Consider the following 17,738-nt stretch of genomic DNA (forward strand, 5'->3'; position numbering starts at 1 on the left):
ATCCTTTTATGAACTCATTGCTTCGAACTGCTTCGTCAGATAGTTACCGGTATTCGTTAGCTGATTCACCATCTTATCGAGCTCGGTAAACTGTTTTTTATAGCGCTCAATGACGCTGTTAATGCTGACATTGGTGGTCTTAATTTTGTCATCAAGATTTTTCAGCGTTTTATCAATGCCGTTAGTGGCATTTTTGATTGCTCCGTCACTGGCCAGGACACTGGTTAAAAGCTTATTAATCTGGACGCCAAATCCCGTTTTTTCACCATCGCCTACAAAGAATTCGCTCACGCTGGTGGGTTTCTCATTGAGGGCTTTATCCAGTTGGGCATCGTCGATGCTCAGTCTGCCGTTAATATCCTGGGTCAGACCCAACGAGGCGAGGTTACCAAATTCACCCGTTTGTGATGAACTCAGCATGGAGCGAAGCTGAGTCTGAATGCCACGTAGCGTACCGTCCCCCAACAGATCGCCATTCGAACTGTCTTGCGTGGTGCTGTCTTTATCCACAGCGGTGAATTTGGTTTGTGAATCAATGGTGGTCTGGAGTGAGTTATAGGCATCCACAAAGGCTTTCACTGCGGTTTTCATGGGGGCGGTATCTTTGGTGACGGTTAATTTTTCCGCTTTGTCTTCCGTTGTTGCCGTCAAATTCAGGGTGAGACCTTCCGGTGCGCCGGTGATGGTATTGCTGCTACGGGTGATGGGGATATTATTAATTTTTAGCTCAGCATCTTTAGCTTCAACTTTTTGCTCCATACCATTTTGACTGGCGGTTTTGTCATAACCAATGGCTGCCTGTAGTTCGTCATCACCCGTGACGCTAATCGTCATGGCATTTTTTTCGCCGGTATCCCGGGCAGTAAAGGACAAATGGAAGCTATTATCATCTGCCTGAATAATACTGGCCGTTACGCCACCCTGTTGCTTATTGACGGCATCACGGATTGCGGTCAGTGAGGTTTGATCGTCACTCAATGACACTTTCATCACTTTTTGGTCATCGCCGCTACCCTGGGTAAACACCAGCGTACGCGGTTCTTCAGCAGCGCTTTTAACGGTAGTTAATGGCGTGTCTTTGCTGTCAAATTTACCCGATACCAATGATTGTGCCTGAGCCAGTTGGGTGACTTCTACGGAGTAGTCGCCGGCGGTTGCCGCTGCATCAATAGTGGCAGTAAAGGCTTTATTGGTGCTGGTCACTTTTGTGGTGGCAATGTTTTGCGCTTTTGATAACGCTTCAGCCGCACTTTGCACTTTTTGCACAGAACTCTGCACCACGCTCCAGGCCGTCAGCTTGGCTTTATATGAGGTTTGCTGGCTGGTAAGGGGGGTGAGCCGTCCTTGTTCAGCTTTAGTTAAATCATCAAGCAGATCACCGAGTTTTAAATTAGAACCCACACCGAGCGCACTGACGCTTGCCATATTCTATTCCTTCATTAAACGGATACCAGTGGCACAGTTATCGGCACCCGTTACAGGAAGTTTAATAAAAAAGCATCTGGAGCAATGGCGAAGTTAAGCAGGGTTTAGGGGGGTATTTCATCTTTCAAGGAATTTTAAAAAAAGGCTAAAGATCGTTTTAAAGGAGTCGATAACGGTATCAACGGCAAGCAAGCCGTAGGCCCGCAGCCTGAAACTTAAACTTACAGAAAGGAATACGACTATGGCAGTAATTAGTACTAACAGCTTGTCGCTGATGACTCAAAATAACCTGAACAAATCCCAGGCTTCTCTGGGCAGTGCTATTGAGCGTTTGTCTTCTGGCTCACGTATCAACAGTGCTAAAGACGATGCTTCTGGCCAGGCAATTGCCAACCGTTTTACTTCTAACATTAACGGTCTGACTACCGCAGCGCGTAATGCTAACGACGGTATTTCCATGGCGCAGACTGCTGAAGGTGCGTTGAGCGAAATCAACAACAACTTACAGCGTGTGCGTGACCTGACGGTGAAAGCGCAGAACAGCTCTAACTCTGCCTCTGATATTGACTCCATCCAGTCTGAAGTTAACCAGCGTATGGAAGAGATTGACCGCGTTACCAAGCAGACCGACTTTAACGGTATCAAAATTCTTGATAACCGTGGTGGTGACGCTAAGCCTTATAATTTCCAGGTTGGCGCTAAAGACAGCGAGCAGATCAATATTGATATCAATTCAAGCGCTGGCTGGAATCTGGCTGCTGCTGGTCTGAATGGTGCTTCAAATGAAGTATTGAACCGCAATACAGAAAGTTTAAAAGGAGCAACAGAGACATATAACGATAAGTATACTGAAGTCCTTACAGCTAAATTAGATGCTGCTAAAGATGGTTATACTACTTATGGTGAGAAGGCAACTGAGGCTGAGGATGCTGCTAAAGCCCTTGCTGAAGCTCTGGCTGATCCTACTAAAACTGCTGATGAATTGAAAGAGGCAACTGATGCATCAACTAAAGCTACGACTGAGCAAGCTAAGGCTCTTGAGGCATTTAAAAAGAGTGCAGGTATCGATTCCAAAACCAATCTTTCGAATGAAACTCATACTGCAATAGCTGCATACTATACGGCTGCAGAGAACCTTTCTGATGCAGATCCTGATGACGCTGAAGCAGTAGCAGCAGCAAAAGTAGCAGCAGCAACAGCAGCAGCTAGCGTTGCTGGTAAAATCTCTGGTTTAGATACCACGGCAAAAGATGCTGCAGCTAAAGCGATTAACGATAAACCAGGAGCTCTAGTCAATGGTAGCCTGCGTACCGTTGCAGCGACCGGCTTCGACGTTCTGTCCGGTACCGTTGACTCTAACGGGGCAACTGATGGTAGCCCACTGGCTGACATTGATGCAGCCCTTAAAGCTGTCGATGAGCAACGTAGCTCCCTGGGTGCGTCTCAGAACCGTTTTGAGTCCACCATCTCTAACCTGAACAACACCGTTAACAACCTGTCTTCAGCCCGTAGCCGTATTGAAGATGCAGACTACGCGGTAGAAGTTTCTAACATGTCTAAAGCACAGATCCTGCAACAGGCGGGTACTTCTGTTCTGTCTCAGGCAAACCAGGTTCCTCAGGCAATGATGTCTCTGCTGCGTTAATTATTACTCAGCGCTTAAAAAACTCGCTTCGGCGAGTTTTTTTATTGTTACTGCCTCCCGTTTTATTCAAAGGTCACTATAAAAATCCGGGTATCGATCCCCATCGCTAACCGGTTAATACAGATAAAACAGCAGAATAAATGTTCCCAGCCAATGCTAGCAATTTTGGGTGTTTTTTTCGCCATATCTTGCTTGCTACTGCCAAATATACCCGCTATTTCCCCCACTATTCTGACGATTAAAACGCCTACAGAAACGGATAATTGTGCCGATAAATAAACTAACGCAGGGCTGTTTATGGTGAACGCACTCTATACCGCTGAAGGTGTCATGGATAAACACTCACTGTGGCTGCGCTATGTTCCATTGGTCCGCCATGAAGCATTGCGTTTACAAGTTCGTCTACCCGCCAGTGTTGAACTTGACGATCTGCTGCAAGCCGGGGGGATTGGTTTGCTGAATGCGGTGGACAGGTATGACGCTTTACAGGGCACCGCTTTTACGACTTATGCGGTACAGCGCATTCGTGGGGCGATGCTGGACGAACTACGCAGTCGAGACTGGGCACCCCGTAGTGTCAGACGCAATGCGCGTGGTGTGGCCCAGGCTATCGGGCAGCTGGAACAAGAGCTCGGGCGTAATGCCACAGAGACCGAAGTCGCAGCGCGATTAAATATTTCGCTGGAAAGTTATCGTCAGATGTTGCTCGACACTAACAATAGCCAGTTGTTCTCTTATGACGAATGGCATGAAGAACACGGTGACGGGATTGAACTGATAACCGAGCAGCATCAGCAGGAAAACCCGCTTCAGGCATTACTGGACGGCAACCTGCGACAGCGGGTAATGGAGGCGATAGAAAAATTACCCGAGCGTGAGCAACAGGTTTTAACCCTTTATTACCAGGAAGAGCTCAACCTCAAAGAGATTGGCGCGGTACTGGAAGTAGGGGAGTCAAGAGTCAGTCAGCTACATAGCCAGGCGATTAAACGCTTGCGAAGCAAGCTGGGCAAGTTATAGACCTGGCGAAAAATTCTATAACGATGGGGAATCAAAATGACACAAAAACAAGAGAAAAAAAGACCCTTAAGCCGCTATCTGAAAGACTTTAAGCATATGGCAACGCATTGCGCGCATTGCAGTAAAGAACTGGACAGGATAACCCTGACCCGGGACGGTGCGATTGTCAATAAAATCAGCATTGCTCAGCTTGATACCCTGATTACAGACGCTGACTGGCAGGAAGAGCAGAGTCACTGGGCCGCGCTGTGTCGTTTCTGCGGCGATCTCTATTGTAAAGAGCAAAATAATTTTTTCGATATTATTGGTTTCAAACAGTACCTGTTTGAACAGACTGAAATGAGTCATGGCACTATTCGTGAGTATGTTGTGCGGGTGCGTCGTCTGGGGAATTATTTCAGTCAGCATTGTGTTGCGCGGCCTAAAGAAGCCAATGCATTTAGTCTGGAAGAGCTGAACGACGGGTTACCCGAGATAAGCACAAATAATTATCGTATTGCCCTGCGCAAATATGATCAGTTTATCAGCAACAGAAACAGTGAAATACGTTAGCTATTTGTTTCTCCGGATACGGCTGTTTCAAGCGTGAAAGCGAAAAATGACCGTATCTGGAGAATGCCCTTTCTTAAGCAAGACAGTCAAATCAGAAAACCTTCATCCATATTTTTTCTCGTTTGCACGACAAAATCGTTATCACCAGGCATAATCATTCTTACTTTCCTTCTTGTGTAAGAGGCGTTATGTCGCTCAATAATCTGGTTCGCTTCCCTCGTCTTGAATTGCTGGGGGCTCCCACACCGCTGGAGTATTTACCGCGTTTTTCTGACTATCTTGGGCGTGAAATTTATATTAAACGTGATGATATTACCCCGGTTGCACTGGGGGGAAATAAGCTGCGTAAGCTCGAGTTTTTAGTGGCAGAGGCATTAAGTCAGGGAGCCGATACATTAGTGACCGCCGGGGCCATTCAGTCTAACCATGTCCGCCAGACAGCAGCGGTGGCGGCAAAACTGGGGTTGAATTGTGTGGCGCTGTTGGAAAACCCTCTCGGTACTCAGGCGGCAAATTATCTCACCAACGGCAACCGTCTGCTGTTGGATCTGTTCAATGCAGAGATTGAAATGTGTCCGGTACTTGACCGACCAAACGAGCAACTTGCTGAACTTGCTATTCGTCTGGAAGCGCAGGGCTTTCGTCCCTTTGTTATCCCCGTTGGTGGCTCCAGCGCGCTGGGTGCTTTGGGGTATGTGGAAAGTGCCCAGGAAATTTTTCAGCAATGTGAAGGTAGTGTCGCGCTCTCTTCCGTTGTGGTGGCATCGGGGAGTGGGGGAACCCATGCCGGGCTGGCCGTGGGGCTTGAGCAGTTAATGCCGCAGGTCGAGCTTATTGGTGTCACGGTATCAAGAAGCCGCGATCTGCAATTACCGCAAGTAACCGGTTTACAACAAGAGGTGGCAGAGTCTTTGGCGCTGGTAGCCCAAGCCCCGATAACCTTGTGGGATGACTACTTTGCTCCCGGTTATGGTCGTCCCAATGACGCAGGTCTTACTGCAATAAAAATGCTGGCACAGCTCGAAGGCGTGGTACTTGATCCGGTCTATACGGGTAAGGCCATGGCAGGATTAATTGACGGTGTTGAACAAAAACGTTTTAAAGATGAGGGACCCATTTTGTTTATTCATACGGGAGGGGCTCCGGCACTCTTTGCCTATCACCCGGAATTCTAGTCTTATCGCTATAACCGCAGGTCGATACTGCATCATGATGGCTGGCAAAGCCTGTGCTGCCAGCCATCCGGGTTTATTGCTTGTAAGCCTGTTTTATTTGTTTCACAGTGTTACAAAAAACCTCTGCCTGAGCGGTGTCTTCCATTTCGGCGATTTGTTTTTCCATTTTCAGTATTACACGTCCCGCATCGGCCTGCCCCATAGCCAGTAACATCTGAGTTAACAAGGCTTTCAGGCAGGAAACTTCACTCGCCAGCTGGCGAACATTCTCTTCCGTGGAAAAATCAGGAGTACTCATTTACGTTCCTCAATGCTTGGTGATTTCTCTGTCTCAGCATGGTGAGACATTAAGGCGACGGAGTATATCATGGCTTGCGTGAATTTTTTGCCATGAAACCGATCTGCATCCATTTATCCGAACGCTTGCCGCGCATCGAGATCCCGCATTTGTCGTGTGATGAAATGCATAAATGCGATTTTTTTGTTGTAGAAACGTTAACACGCATCCTGCAATTCGAATGATTTTGGATATAACAATGTGTATAGCGATAAAAACAGGAGGATAAGAGTCTTGTTTCGTAAGCTTTAATCCGTCGACTGTTAGTTTTTTAAACAAACTATCGGTCAAAAAGATAAGAAAACTCTTCATAATGCGTTGTTGTCTACGGTTATAACAAATTGAATTTGCCTCTCGGCTGAAAAGGGTTACTCTATGAATCGTTCCCATCAGTAACATTATCCCTTTTCTGGAGATTTATTCTTTGACCAACGTACTTCTTGTTGATGACCATGAGTTGGTGCGAGCAGGGATACGACGTATTCTGGAAGATATTAAAGGCATTAATGTAACGGGTGAAGTCAATTGCGGTGAAGATGCCATTAAATGGTGCCGTAGCCAGCCGGTGGATGTCGTCTTAATGGATATGAACATGCCGGGGATCGGCGGACTGGAAGCTACCCGCAAAATTTTACGTTACGCGCCCGATATCAAAGTCATTATGTTGACGATTTATACTGAAAATCCTTTACCGGCAAAAGTCATGCAAGCCGGTGCTGCTGGCTATCTGAGCAAAGGCGCTGCGCCACAAGATATGGTTAATGCGATTCGCCTGGTTATGTCGGGGCAGCGTTATATCGCATCTGATATTGCCCAGCAAATGGCCTTAAGCCAGATTGAACCCGATAAATCAGCTTCTCCTTTCGGATGTTTATCTGAGCGTGAGTTACAAATCATGCTGATGATCACCAAAGGGCAAAAGGTAAATGAAATATCTGAACAGCTAAACTTAAGCCCCAAAACAGTCAATAGTTATCGTTATCGTATGTTTAGTAAGCTGAACATCAGTGGTGATGTCGAATTAACGCATCTGGCGATTCGTTACGGACTTTTCGATGCGGAGACATTGTCCGGAAGTGAATGATATTTTTGACCCTCGGGTTTTCTTAAAAACGGTTACCAGTCAGCCTGGTGTCTATCGGATGTATGACACCAGCGAAACCGTCATTTATGTCGGGAAAGCAAAAGATCTTAAAAAACGACTGGCGAGTTACTTTCGCAGCAATCTTGCCAGTCGAAAAACCGAAGCACTGGTGGCGCAGATAGCGCATATTGATGTCACCGTGACCCACACTGAAACGGAAGCGCTGTTGCTTGAGCATAACTATATTAAGCTCTATCAGCCTCGCTACAACGTTCTTTTACGTGACGATAAGTCTTATCCCTTTATTTTCTTAAGTGCGGATAAGCATCCCAGACTGACGATGCACCGTGGGGCTAAACATGCCCGTGGCGAATACTTTGGCCCTTTTCCTAATGGTTACGCGGTTCGTGAAACGCTGGCGCTATTACAGAAAGTTTTTCCGGTGCGTCAATGTGAAAACAACGTTTATCGTAATCGCTCGCGCCCTTGCTTACAGTATCAGATTGGCCGTTGCCTTGGCCCTTGTGTTACCGGGCTTGTCAGCGAGGAGGATTATGCCCGTCAGGTGGACTATGTGCGGCTATTTTTGTCCGGGAAGGATGATCAGGTTCTGAACTTACTGATTGAGCGAATGGAACAGGCCAGTAGTCAGCTGGAATTTGAAGAAGCTGCGCGCATACGCGACCAGATTCAGGCCGTACGGCGGGTGACAGAACAGCAGTTTGTCTCGAATAACGGCGATGACTTAGATGTGGCAGGGGTGGCATTTGACGCCGGTATAGCCTGTATTCACGTGCTTTTTATCCGTCAGGGCAAAGTGCTGGGGAGTCGCAGCTATTATCCTAAAGTTCCGGCAGGCACTGACCTGGCAGAGGTCGTGGAAACCTTTATTGGACAGTTTTATTTACAGGGTAGTGAAAGCCGCAGTTTACCAAGCGAGATCCTGCTCGATTTTACCCTGCAAGATAAAACGGTTCTGGCGGACACGCTCAGTGAACTTGCCGGGCGAAAAATCAATATCCAGAGTAAGCCGCGTGGCCTGCGTGCGCGTTATTTAAAACTGGCGCGTACTAATGCTGCGACTGCCTTAGTCACGCGATTGACTGAACAGTCGACGATTCATCAGCGTCTTAAAGCGCTGGCAGAAATACTGCAGTTGCCTACGATTAATCGTATGGAATGTTTTGATATCAGCCATACCATGGGGGAGCAGACGGTTGCCTCCTGCGTGGTGTTCGATAGCAATGGTCCGTTACGGGCAGAATACCGCCGCTATAATATCACGGGTATTACACCGGGCGATGACTATGCCGCCATGGAGCAGGTATTACAGCGACGCTATGGAAAAGCGATTGAGCCAGATAAGATCCCCGACGTGGTGATTATTGATGGTGGCAAAGGGCAACTGGGGCAGGCCAAAGCGGTATTTGACCATCTTGATGTCCCCTGGGATAAACATCATCCATTGTTACTGGGCGTGGCGAAGGGTAGCGATCGTAAAGCTGGACTGGAAACCTTATTTTTAGAGCCGACCGGCGAAGGTTTTGCGCTGCCGCCTGACTCTCCCGCGCTGCATGTTATCCAGCATATTCGGGATGATTCACATAATCATGCGATTTCCGGACACCGGAATAAGCGTGCCAAGGTAAAAAATACCAGTGCACTTGAAACAATTGAAGGTATTGGACCAAAACGGCGTCAGATGCTGCTAAAATACATGGGCGGATTGCAACCACTCAAGAATGCATCTGTCGAGGAAATAGCAAAAGTGCCGGGTATTTCACAGGCGCTTGCAGAAAAAATCTACTACTCGTTGAAACATTAGGGTCTCTGTAGCAACATAGAGGCAATTTACCACCTTTAGCAGAAATTTACCCGGCGCCATGCAATTTAATATTCCTACAATGCTCACGCTATTTCGAGTCGTGCTTATCCCGTTTTTTGTTCTGGCGTTCTATTTGCCGTTCAACTGGGCTCCTTTCCTCTGTGCGTTTATTTTCTGGCTGGCGGCGATTACCGACTGGTTTGATGGCTTTCTGGCCAGAAGATGGAACCAAAGTACCCGTTTTGGTGCATTCCTCGATCCGGTTGCCGATAAAGTTATGGTCGCCGTAGCATTAGTGCTGGTCGCCGAACATTACCATGCCTGGTGGGTAACGTTACCGGCTGCAACCATGATTGCCCGGGAAATTATCATTTCAGCTTTACGCGAATGGATGGCTGAAATTGGAAAAAGAAGCAGTGTTGCCGTTTCCTGGGTCGGTAAGACCAAAACAATGGCACAGATGCTGGCATTGATTGGCATGTTATGGCGTCCGAATATGTGGGTCGAGTATGCAAGTATCGCGCTTTTCTTTGTCGCAGCAGTGCTGACATTCTGGTCGATGTTCCAATATTTAGCGGCTGCAAGAGGTGATTTGCTCGAACAGTGATCTATCCGGCGCAAAAATAATCAAACGATTCGTAGAGTTAGAAAATTTCATTGACTCGCCGCGCCAGACAAGTAGAATGCAACGCATCGAAAGGCAGCAAGGCTGCTTCGATAAAAGTAAAAGCAAGTGATTAGGTTTTTATCTTCTGACTTGTTAAATGCGGGAATAGCTCAGTTGGTAGAGCACGACCTTGCCAAGGTCGGGGTCGCGAGTTCGAGTCTCGTTTCCCGCTCCAGATATTAAGTAACAGAGTTTCTGTTACTGGTAGTAAAGGCTTAGAGACGGCGCGTTAGCAAAGCGGTTATGTAGCGGATTGCAAATCCGTCTAGTCCGGTTCGACTCCGGAACGCGCCTCCAATTTTTTCCCGAGCCCAGATGGTGAAATCGGTAGACACAAGGGATTTAAAATCCCTCGGCTGTAAGGCTGTGCGGGTTCAAGTCCCGCTCTGGGCACCATGGGAAATATAAGAATAAAATCAATGATAAGCAGTGTCGTGCAAGCCACCTTCGGGTGGTTTTTTATTGCCTGAAATTCAGGTTTCGCCATTAGCTTTCGCCATCAAAACGAGGCGTTACTCCCCCCTGCCAGTCGCGCTTTTTACCGGTATTGTGCTCAGCGTATTGATTACCGTCTTTATAGGGTCGATAACCTGTACAGGCTTATGGATCTATACCCGTCATACTTCGAGTTGCTTGGGTGTTACCTACGTTCAGCCCGTCGAATCACATAGTTTGTCTATGCTCATCGACGGGCTGAACTTGGCGCCTACAAGCAACTCGAATTATTTTGGGTATATAGCCGTTTTCGCCCTTTGCAGGTGAAAGTGCTCAATTAGGGATAAGCCTGGGTAGCGATGATGTTACTTTTCCTGCCTTCGTTTCAGAGAATTTATTGTGTTATGTTTTAGTCTCTTTTTTTAAATTTCCCATAGTAGATGAGAGTTTAGCCTGAGCTAATTTTTTGAAATATTAACATTTTCTCTTTATATTAACGGGTCAGAATGACTAAGAGATTCAGGTCATTTATTCTGAATAAAATATTAATATTTTGGCAGGCTCAGCTATTTACGCTTTAACCGTTTTTTCTGAAATAAATAAGTTAAAAATGCACTTATAACACCAATAAGAGGCATGGCTGTCGCCCCCATCAGAAAATTTTCCTGGTCTGTTTGATTATTTCTACGTATATCTTCAAAGCGTTTAAGTGCTTTTTGTTCATTCATCGCGCTGACTTCTTCAAACTGTTTTTCAAACCCGCTCTGAATTAACTGAAAAGCATGGTCTGTATCTGTTACCTCCAGAGCAATGGTTTGATTATCTTTTTGGAAAAAACAGTAGTCACGCATAAAAACTCCAAATCAAGATGGGGATATGCAGGTTTCGACCAAAATCAACGCATAACTTGCACATCAGTATAGGCTTTTTTTTATAAAAATGAATCGACAGTATCTCAATACTGCTATGAGGATAACTGCCTGAGAACACTTCTTTCCCAGCATATCCCGCACTTTCGTTGTACTATAGTGTGACGATGATTAATTGCCTCACAGATAGCTTGTTCAGACAGGTTATGCTGTGATGCCAGGAGGAAGCAGTAATGAACCAAGGCCCACTCAGTGAAGATGAAATAGAATGGATTGATGAGGTATTAGCGAAGTACGGTATCCCAGATTCGGTCATTGATGCGGCTGAACTGGACGGCTTACTGACGGCGCTGTTATCAATGCGTGATTCTTTTGAGTCAGCAGAACTGTGGCAGGCACTTTGGGGGACGTTACCTGAGTGGGAGAGCGATGCCGAACGGATCCGCTTTGAAGCGCTGGTTTATCAGCATCGGCAGGATATTGCCGAACGTCTGGAGTTTTACCCGACACAGTTTGAACCTCTGTTTGGCAGTGATGAAGTGGATAACCGTGAAATCGTGCTGGTGGAAGAGTGGTGTTATGGCTATATGCGCGGTGTGATGCTGACTCATCGTGATGACTTGCCTGAAGAGTTGCGTCCGGCGCTCGCCGTAATTGCTTTACATGGTATTGAAGAGAATATTGTGACCATCAACCAGATGTCACCGGCTGCATATCTTGACAGCATTGATCAGATAAAACCTGCGGTATTGAGTCTGTATCATTACTGGCTTCGCCGCAACAGCGGTCAGGCATTACATTGATAGCGGTTTGATGTTTCAGGTTGTATGGGAGTGTCGTACGAAGGAAAGTTGAAGCAGACCATTGACTGTCAGGGATGGACTGCATTTTGCAGGCTGAAGCAGCCTGCAAAATGCATAAAGAAACTCAGGACTGGGAGTCCATAGTTGCCAGTTCTTTATCTATCAGGTATAAGCCTTCGCCGCTGCCGGCCACCAGACTGAATTTATCCAGTACAGATTTAAACAGTTTCTCTTCTTCGTGCTGCTCAGAAACATACCACTGCAGGAAGTTAAAGGTAGGGTAATCCTGAGATGTCATTGCTGCATGTGCCAGCTCATTAATTTGACGAGTAATTAATTGCTCGTGCTCGTAAGTCGCTTTAAACAGAGCATCTAACGAAGCATAATCATTATAAGGTGAAGGGACTGCATTAATTTTTGGCATATTCCCGGTGTCGCTCAGATAGGCAAACAAACGCTGCATATGCGTCATTTCTTCCTGGGCATGACGACGCAGAAATGCTGCTGCACCTTCGAAACTGTGGTAGCTGCACCATGCGCTCATTTGCTGATACAGCAGGGAAGAAAAGAGCTCAAGGTTCATTTGCTCATTAAGTCTTTCGATCATGTCTTGTTTTAACATGGGTAGCTCCATAAACAGGGTACGTCAGATAATTAATACTCTAGGTATATATTTCTATAAAAGCAAATAAAATGTTGCAATTATTAATTAAATGAGAATGGTTGTTAATATTATTATTGATTGAATAACACGGTAATAATAATGCGAATTACTCTTATTATGTATTCCGTGAAATATTAAGCCATAATTAAAATAATCAAAAATATAAAATATCTTGAAGAAACAATCCTGTTCTTTGCCATTAATTGATATATCCAAAATTATTCGCGTTACTTGCAGGCACAAAACGTTGACAGGAGCTGAGCACAGACCAACGATATGATTCGGTGAGCAGGCTCCCAGGCTACTTGACGTGTATCGGGTAGCGATAAGAGCGCCCCGCAGAAATAAACTCTGTCAGGGGGATTTACCTCGCCGGTCAGCTGTGGCTAAATGCTTTTCTTTCAACGTTGTCCGTAACATGAATATTCTTCATTTTGTCCTTGCTCTGTTTGTTATCCTTGGTCTTGCCTGGTTAGTTAGCTTTGACCGCAAAACGATCCGTATTCGCTATTTAGTTCAACTGATCGTTATCGAAGGTCTGCTGGCTTTCTTCTTCCTGCATTCAGATAGCGGGTTAAGCATTATCAACGGTGTTTCAGGTTTCTTTGGCCATTTGCTGGCCTTTGCCGCCGATGGAAGTGATTTTGTTTTTGGCGGCATGAGTAAAGCCGGACTGGCATTTATTTTCCTTGGCGTACTGTGTCCGATAATCTTTATTTCGGCATTGATCGGTATTTTGCAACATTTCCGTATTCTGCCCGTCATCATTCGGGTCGTGGGGCTGTTGCTGTCAAAAGTGAATGGTATGGGGAAACTTGAATCCTTTAATGCCATTAGTTCACTGATCCTGGGGCAGTCAGAAAACTTTATCGTCTACAAAGGTATTCTGGCAGATTTAAGTTCGCGTCGCCTGTTTACTATGGCAGCAACGGCCATGTCGACAGTCTCACTGGCTATTGTCGGCGCGTATATGACGATGCTTGAGCCTAAGTATGTGGTTGCGGCGTTGATCCTTAATATGTTTAGCACCTTTATCATTCTGACAATAATCAACCCAAGCCGTCCGGGAACGGAAGAACCTGAAATCAAACTAGAAAAGCTGCATGAATCCCAAAGTTTCTTTGAGATGCTGGGTGAATATATTCTTGCCGGTTTTAAAGTCGCGATGATTATCCTCGCTATGCTGATTGGTTTTATTGCTTTAATCAGTGCAGTTAACGCATTGTTCGCGACAGTGTTTGGTCTGAGTTTTCAGCAGATACTGGGTTATGTGTTCTATCCTTTCGCCTGGCTGGTTGGAATACCGCATGCGGATGCGCTGGCTGCGGCAGGCATTATGGCAACGAAACTGGTTGCCAATGAGTTTGTTGCCATGATTGAACTACAAAAAATCATGGCCACTTTATCGCCGCGCGGCTTGGGCATTCTGTCTGTTTTCCTGGTCTCTTTTGCTAACTTTGCTTCCATTGGCATTGTGGCTGGAGCGATTAAAGGATTGAGTGAACAGCAGGGGAATGTCGTATCGCGGTTTGGTTTACGTCTGGTCTATGGTGCAACGCTTGTAAGCCTGCTCTCGGCAGCATTTGCCGGACTCGTACTGTAAAGATTTTGCGAGAGGAAAATGCGTTTTCCTCTCGCATAACAGCGAGTCAGCGATTAAAAAGCGACACAGACTTTCTGGTCAACCCGCATCACTGAGTCCTGGTTAAAGCGTGACTGATAAATACCGCGTAACTTCTCGATGTTATTATTACTTTCTGCGTCACCGGAGTGAATAAGCATCAGTGCTTTACTGGATTCTCGCGCCAGTTTTCCATCATTACCCAGCCACTGCCCGTTGGCATTAAATACGGTAAGTCCTTCACGAAAAGACGGGGTCACATCGTTATCAACGAATCCCTGCCACTCTGTTGCGGTTATTTCCGATCCTGCCGGACGATTAAGCCCAAAATAGAGAGTGCTTTGCGTCATCATATCGCCTACAGCGCAAGGTGTAGTGGTATTTAACGGCGTTTTTGTTCTGTCAGCACAGCCGGTCAGAAGTAACAGCAGAGCGCCTGTTATCGTTGTTTTATAGAATGTCATGATTTACCTGTCTGATTCTCATTATTATGGCTTTCTCGAGGAATTTGATGCGCGCATTAAAGTGGCTGATACCACCTTTGATGACATGTTTATCAAATAACGACCCAATATACCGGGTAAATCATCTATAAGCAGCAGAATCAGACGGACGGAGATAAACGGATCTGGCGGTAGTGGCATTATGCCCCGGGCGTTCTGATTAATGAGTCAGGAAATTACCAGTTACTGGTGACAACGGAGTAGGGGGTTCCACTTGTGCCACGACACTGATAGTCCAGCTGAACCTCGTAGTTCAGACATTGGGGACCACTGAATACCGTACAGGTCTTGGTTTCACCATAGCGTAAGGCGGTTGAATAACCCCATTTTTGACACTGCTGAATAGCTGTCGATTGTGTCAGTGAGTCATCAACTTTTCCGTCGTTAAACGGGAGCAAACTGTAGCCCAGGCTAACCACGCCAGCAGTGGGATCGGTACTCACAATATCGGCTGTTTTATTTAACGTGCATCCACCGAGCAGTAGAGTGGCAATGAACAAATAATGATACTTCATCTTATTGATACCTTAGCCATAATAGCCTCAGGGTAACACGTAGCGTGCGTGAAGAAAGTATTCTGAACTGGATAAATAGTGATAACGTATTGTTTTGATTTAAAATACTAAATTAAGTGAAATTGTCTCCCGGATATTCTTTGCAGCAACCGTTGAAGTGTGCGAAATGTGAACGCAATCTTAAGTTTTGAAATCATATTTCAGTAAATTTGAAGGTGCGTTCTTTGAATAGTAAGATGGCGCTGTCAGTGGTACCCGATACTGAACTTTCCGTGAACTAATCTGGAGATAAAATATGAAAATCGCGCTGATGATGGAAAATAGCCAGGCAAGTAAAAATGCTATAATTCTTAAAGAATTACAGGCGGTTGCCTCGGAAAAGGATTATCCCGTTTATAACGTAGGTATGAGTGATGAACAAGATCATCATCTGACTTATATTCATCTTGGTATTATGGCGAGTATTTTACTGAATGCGAAAGCCGTTGATTTTGTCGTCACCGGATGTGGAACCGGACAGGGCGCTTTAATGTCATTAAATATTCATCCGGGTGTTATTTGTGGTTATTGTATCGATCCGGCTGATGCTTTCTTATTTTCACAAATCAATAATGGAAACGCACTGTCGCTGCCTTATGCTAAAGGATTCGGCTGGGGGGCAGAACTTAATGTTCGCTATATTTTTGAAAAAGCATTTAGCGGACCCCGGGGAGAAGGTTATCCCGTTGAACGTAAAGAACCGCAGGTACGTAATGCCGGTATTCTGGGGCAGGTTAAAGCGGCGGTCGTGAAAGAGCATTATCTTGATACCCTGCGTGCAATTGATCCTGAGCTGATAAAAACGGCGGTTTCAGGAGAGCGTTTTCAGGCCTGTTTCTTTGAGAATTGCCAGAATAAAGAGATCGAAGATTTTGTTCGTGGTGTATTGGCATAAACATCATAACTGACTGAGGTTCAGAATTATTCTGAACCTCAGTCTATGGCTATTCTGTAAGTACTGGCCACCTGTCTCCTCAGAATTCCACGTCTTAATCCTACTTGTCTTTACCTCATTGTCAGATATGCAGGTTATACCCGTCATACTACAAGCTATCCGAATTATTTGGGGTATATGTGAAGACCAATAACACCATGGTGTTCAGTATCAGGATAGCGCTATAATTGGCCCTTAACCCGTTGGAGAGCTTTATCATGACGCAACAAGTAAATAAACCTGAACTGAGCGAACGGCAAAAGGACGAAATTGACGAGATGGCTCTGGAGAGAGTGCGGGCAATGAATAGCGACGAATATTTATGCCAGCGAATTGATCAGAAAGTTCACGAAATGGAAGAACATCTGAAAGCCTATTTTCATCAGCGTTTCTCTGCTCATCAGAATAAATCGTCTGACAAGTAACCTGTTTCAGCAGAGTTCATGTATCACCAGCTGTCAGGTTTTCTTCTCTTGTTGTCGTCCGGTTGGTTGCTTTGCCGCGAACGGAGCAGGTAGACTGACGGCCGAACAGAACAGGAGAAGAAGTATGGCCGAACAGTTTTCTGCCGATCAGGAGTTAGTTTCTGACGTTGTTGCGTGTCAGTTGGTTATCAAGCAAATTCTGGACGTCATCGATATCATCGCGCCAGTTGAAGTGCGGGATAAAATGGCGAATCAGTTAAAATCGATTGATTTTTCCAACCATCCGGCTGGAGCCGATCCCGTCACCCAGCGTGCTATTCAGAAAGCGATAGCGCTGATTGAACTCAAATTTTCACCACAACAGGATGCACACTGATCGCAGAGTGTATATTCTGACTCATTCGGGTTGTAGGACAAAATCTTAACGCTCGGTGTGACGTCTTGAATTCGGTTGAACGCATGTCGCCATGTACATGTCGCTCGAATCATTTGGGGTATGTCAATCCATAAAGAGGGCGCGCCGTCGGCTCGTTCCTCTTATTTCTGTTTCCCTTTTTTATACTCACTCTATTTAGACTTCAAGTTGCCTGAGTGTTGCGTGCATTCAGTCTGCCGAATCACATAGTTTATCCATGCTCACCGACACGTCTCACCTCGTATCTACAAGCAACTCGAATTATTTTGCGTATCTGTCCCGGATTATTTATCGCAAATATATGGCTTTGTCGTTTTAGCTGATTTGTGCCCCAAATCCACTCAACAAAAATGGCATGATTGTGTGTATATGGAAATTAATTTTTATTTTCACACATGATAATTGGATTTTATTGGCTTGCTTTCGGAAAACGGCTTTTGCTGTGAGGTGGTAAAATACCAGATCAATTCACAGTGAAATTTCTGTGAGCACTGACACTTTGTTGGTAAATTGTGGTGTTTTCAGGAAAATTGTTTATGAGGCGTTGTTGCGTGGAGAGGGTGGGCAACAGAAGAACTTAATACTGATAACATTTTGATAATTTCAAATATAGATATCGTTTTTTCAATGCCATAAACAGCGTTTCTCTGGGGTTGAATCTCTGTCATTCACGCCATAAAAACACTGGATTATTTAATGCTGACAGTTAAATTTTTCTTATGAAATAAACCCCATCAGTTTCTCTGAGAACATCACATCAGCAAGAAAGGACTGGTTTTCATAAC

At 45.5% G+C, this 17,738-nt stretch carries 18 protein-coding genes and 3 tRNA genes; 15 read left to right on the forward strand and 6 right to left on the reverse strand.

Annotation, left to right across the window (positions count from 1 at the left end):
• Positions 1 to 6: 6 nt before the first annotated feature.
• Positions 7 to 1,425 carry a flagellar filament capping protein FliD gene (fliD, locus tag Q1A40_RS09190; protein ID WP_299999464.1) on the reverse strand — a complete coding sequence of 473 codons (1,419 nt, stop codon included), beginning with the start codon at positions 1,423 to 1,425 and terminating at the stop codon, positions 7 to 9.
• A gap of 241 nt (positions 1,426 to 1,666) precedes the next feature.
• Here fliD and Q1A40_RS09195 point away from each other — a divergent pair, with 241 nt between their 5' ends.
• From Q1A40_RS09195 to dcyD, 4 genes are all read left to right on the forward strand, one after another.
• Positions 1,667 to 3,070: a flagellin gene (locus Q1A40_RS09195; RefSeq protein ID WP_299999466.1), complete on the forward strand. Its 1,404-nt coding sequence runs from the start codon at positions 1,667 to 1,669 to the stop codon at positions 3,068 to 3,070.
• 300 nt (positions 3,071 to 3,370) lie between these two features.
• Entirely contained in the window at positions 3,371 to 4,090 is a 720-nt protein-coding gene (locus Q1A40_RS09200; protein WP_299999597.1) for an RNA polymerase sigma factor FliA, read from the forward strand.
• A 36-nt stretch (positions 4,091 to 4,126) separates the two neighbouring features.
• The gene (gene fliZ, locus Q1A40_RS09205; RefSeq protein WP_299999468.1) at positions 4,127 to 4,642 is read left to right on the forward strand and encodes a flagella biosynthesis regulatory protein FliZ; all 516 of its coding nucleotides are present in this window, start codon (positions 4,127 to 4,129) and stop codon (positions 4,640 to 4,642) included.
• Between the two features lie 188 nt (positions 4,643 to 4,830).
• Entirely contained in the window at positions 4,831 to 5,817 is a 987-nt protein-coding gene (gene dcyD, locus Q1A40_RS09210) for a D-cysteine desulfhydrase (RefSeq protein WP_299999470.1), read from the forward strand.
• A 73-nt stretch (positions 5,818 to 5,890) separates the two neighbouring features.
• Here the strand turns inward: dcyD and Q1A40_RS09215 are convergent, their stop codons facing one another.
• The gene (locus Q1A40_RS09215; protein WP_299999472.1) at positions 5,891 to 6,115 is read right to left on the reverse strand and encodes a DUF2594 family protein; all 225 of its coding nucleotides are present in this window, start codon (positions 6,113 to 6,115) and stop codon (positions 5,891 to 5,893) included.
• Between the two features lie 463 nt (positions 6,116 to 6,578).
• Between Q1A40_RS09215 and uvrY the strand changes: the two genes are divergently transcribed.
• The 6 genes from uvrY (at position 6,579) to Q1A40_RS09245 (ending at position 10,126) form a co-directional block, all read left to right on the forward strand.
• Positions 6,579 to 7,238 (forward strand): UvrY/SirA/GacA family response regulator transcription factor, encoded by a 660-nt coding sequence (gene uvrY / locus Q1A40_RS09220; RefSeq protein ID WP_299999473.1) that lies wholly within the window; start codon positions 6,579 to 6,581, stop codon positions 7,236 to 7,238.
• Entirely contained in the window at positions 7,231 to 9,063 is a 1,833-nt protein-coding gene (uvrC, locus tag Q1A40_RS09225; RefSeq protein ID WP_299999599.1) for an excinuclease ABC subunit UvrC, read from the forward strand. The genes uvrY and uvrC overlap by 8 nt, the downstream gene beginning before the upstream one ends.
• A 58-nt stretch (positions 9,064 to 9,121) precedes the next feature.
• A complete protein-coding gene (pgsA, locus tag Q1A40_RS09230) occupies positions 9,122 to 9,670 on the forward strand; it encodes a CDP-diacylglycerol--glycerol-3-phosphate 3-phosphatidyltransferase (protein ID WP_299999475.1) in 549 nt (182 codons plus the stop codon).
• Between the two features lie 159 nt (positions 9,671 to 9,829).
• A tRNA-Gly gene (locus tag Q1A40_RS09235) sits at positions 9,830 to 9,905 on the forward strand.
• Between the two features lie 48 nt (positions 9,906 to 9,953).
• Positions 9,954 to 10,027: transfer RNA gene (locus tag Q1A40_RS09240), tRNA-Cys, on the forward strand.
• A 12-nt stretch (positions 10,028 to 10,039) separates the two neighbouring features.
• Positions 10,040 to 10,126 (forward strand) — tRNA-Leu (locus Q1A40_RS09245).
• Between the two features lie 605 nt (positions 10,127 to 10,731).
• Here Q1A40_RS09245 and Q1A40_RS09250 read toward each other — a convergent pair.
• Positions 10,732 to 11,016: a hypothetical protein gene (locus tag Q1A40_RS09250; RefSeq protein ID WP_299999477.1), complete on the reverse strand. Its 285-nt coding sequence runs from the start codon at positions 11,014 to 11,016 to the stop codon at positions 10,732 to 10,734.
• A 251-nt stretch (positions 11,017 to 11,267) separates the two neighbouring features.
• Between Q1A40_RS09250 and Q1A40_RS09255 the strand changes: the two genes are divergently transcribed.
• Positions 11,268 to 11,837 (forward strand): UPF0149 family protein, encoded by a 570-nt coding sequence (locus Q1A40_RS09255; protein ID WP_299999478.1) that lies wholly within the window; start codon positions 11,268 to 11,270, stop codon positions 11,835 to 11,837.
• Positions 11,838 to 11,961: 124 nt separating this feature from the next.
• Here Q1A40_RS09255 and ftnA read toward each other — a convergent pair whose 3' ends face one another.
• Complete coding sequence (gene ftnA, locus Q1A40_RS09260) at positions 11,962 to 12,459, reverse strand: non-heme ferritin (RefSeq protein ID WP_299999479.1); 498 nt, start codon at positions 12,457 to 12,459, stop codon at positions 11,962 to 11,964.
• Positions 12,460 to 12,919: 460 nt separating this feature from the next.
• Here ftnA and Q1A40_RS09265 point away from each other — a divergent pair, with 460 nt between their 5' ends.
• A complete protein-coding gene (locus tag Q1A40_RS09265; RefSeq protein ID WP_299999480.1) occupies positions 12,920 to 14,104 on the forward strand; it encodes a nucleoside transporter C-terminal domain-containing protein in 1,185 nt (394 codons plus the stop codon).
• Between the two features lie 53 nt (positions 14,105 to 14,157).
• Here Q1A40_RS09265 and Q1A40_RS09270 read toward each other — a convergent pair whose 3' ends face one another.
• Together Q1A40_RS09270 and yecR are read right to left on the reverse strand one after the other, a co-directional pair.
• Complete coding sequence (locus Q1A40_RS09270) at positions 14,158 to 14,586, reverse strand: DUF3574 domain-containing protein (protein WP_299999481.1); 429 nt, start codon at positions 14,584 to 14,586, stop codon at positions 14,158 to 14,160.
• Between the two features lie 215 nt (positions 14,587 to 14,801).
• The gene (gene yecR / locus Q1A40_RS09275) at positions 14,802 to 15,140 is read right to left on the reverse strand and encodes a YecR family lipoprotein (protein ID WP_299999482.1); all 339 of its coding nucleotides are present in this window, start codon (positions 15,138 to 15,140) and stop codon (positions 14,802 to 14,804) included.
• A gap of 295 nt (positions 15,141 to 15,435) precedes the next feature.
• Between yecR and Q1A40_RS09280 the strand changes: the two genes are divergently transcribed.
• The 3 genes from Q1A40_RS09280 to Q1A40_RS09290 all read left to right on the forward strand — a co-directional run bounded on the left by Q1A40_RS09280 (position 15,436) and on the right by Q1A40_RS09290 (position 16,914).
• Positions 15,436 to 16,074: an RpiB/LacA/LacB family sugar-phosphate isomerase gene (locus tag Q1A40_RS09280; protein ID WP_299999484.1), complete on the forward strand. Its 639-nt coding sequence runs from the start codon at positions 15,436 to 15,438 to the stop codon at positions 16,072 to 16,074.
• Between the two features lie 257 nt (positions 16,075 to 16,331).
• Entirely contained in the window at positions 16,332 to 16,538 is a 207-nt protein-coding gene (locus Q1A40_RS09285) for a hypothetical protein (protein ID WP_299999486.1), read from the forward strand.
• Between the two features lie 124 nt (positions 16,539 to 16,662).
• A complete protein-coding gene (locus tag Q1A40_RS09290; protein WP_299999488.1) occupies positions 16,663 to 16,914 on the forward strand; it encodes a DUF2766 family protein in 252 nt (83 codons plus the stop codon).
• Positions 16,915 to 17,738 lie beyond the last annotated feature (824 nt).

Origin of the sequence: uncultured Cedecea sp. (assembly GCF_947498825.1) — a bacterium.
In the GTDB taxonomy this organism is placed as follows: domain Bacteria; phylum Pseudomonadota; class Gammaproteobacteria; order Enterobacterales; family Enterobacteriaceae; genus JGM124.

Bases quoted from the DNA above. Each gene is read 5' to 3' on its own strand.
- fliD (WP_299999464.1), bottom strand. From the start codon at position 1,425: ATGGCAAGCGTCAGTGCGCTCGGTGTGGGTTCTAATTTAAAACTCGGT.
- Q1A40_RS09195 (WP_299999466.1), top strand. From the start codon at position 1,667: ATGGCAGTAATTAGTACTAACAGCTTGTCGCTGATGACTCAAAATAAC.
- fliZ (WP_299999468.1), top strand. From the start codon at position 4,127: ATGACACAAAAACAAGAGAAAAAAAGACCCTTAAGCCGCTATCTGAAA.
- dcyD (WP_299999470.1), top strand. From the start codon at position 4,831: ATGTCGCTCAATAATCTGGTTCGCTTCCCTCGTCTTGAATTGCTGGGG.
- Q1A40_RS09215 (WP_299999472.1), bottom strand. From the start codon at position 6,115: ATGAGTACTCCTGATTTTTCCACGGAAGAGAATGTTCGCCAGCTGGCG.
- pgsA (WP_299999475.1), top strand. From the start codon at position 9,122: ATGCAATTTAATATTCCTACAATGCTCACGCTATTTCGAGTCGTGCTT.
- Q1A40_RS09250 (WP_299999477.1), bottom strand. From the start codon at position 11,016: ATGCGTGACTACTGTTTTTTCCAAAAAGATAATCAAACCATTGCTCTG.
- Q1A40_RS09255 (WP_299999478.1), top strand. From the start codon at position 11,268: ATGAACCAAGGCCCACTCAGTGAAGATGAAATAGAATGGATTGATGAG.
- ftnA (WP_299999479.1), bottom strand. From the start codon at position 12,459: ATGTTAAAACAAGACATGATCGAAAGACTTAATGAGCAAATGAACCTT.
- Q1A40_RS09265 (WP_299999480.1), top strand. From the start codon at position 12,920: ATGAATATTCTTCATTTTGTCCTTGCTCTGTTTGTTATCCTTGGTCTT.
- Q1A40_RS09270 (WP_299999481.1), bottom strand. From the start codon at position 14,586: ATGACATTCTATAAAACAACGATAACAGGCGCTCTGCTGTTACTTCTG.
- yecR (WP_299999482.1), bottom strand. From the start codon at position 15,140: ATGAAGTATCATTATTTGTTCATTGCCACTCTACTGCTCGGTGGATGC.
- Q1A40_RS09280 (WP_299999484.1), top strand. From the start codon at position 15,436: ATGAAAATCGCGCTGATGATGGAAAATAGCCAGGCAAGTAAAAATGCT.
- Q1A40_RS09285 (WP_299999486.1), top strand. From the start codon at position 16,332: ATGACGCAACAAGTAAATAAACCTGAACTGAGCGAACGGCAAAAGGAC.
- Q1A40_RS09290 (WP_299999488.1), top strand. From the start codon at position 16,663: ATGGCCGAACAGTTTTCTGCCGATCAGGAGTTAGTTTCTGACGTTGTT.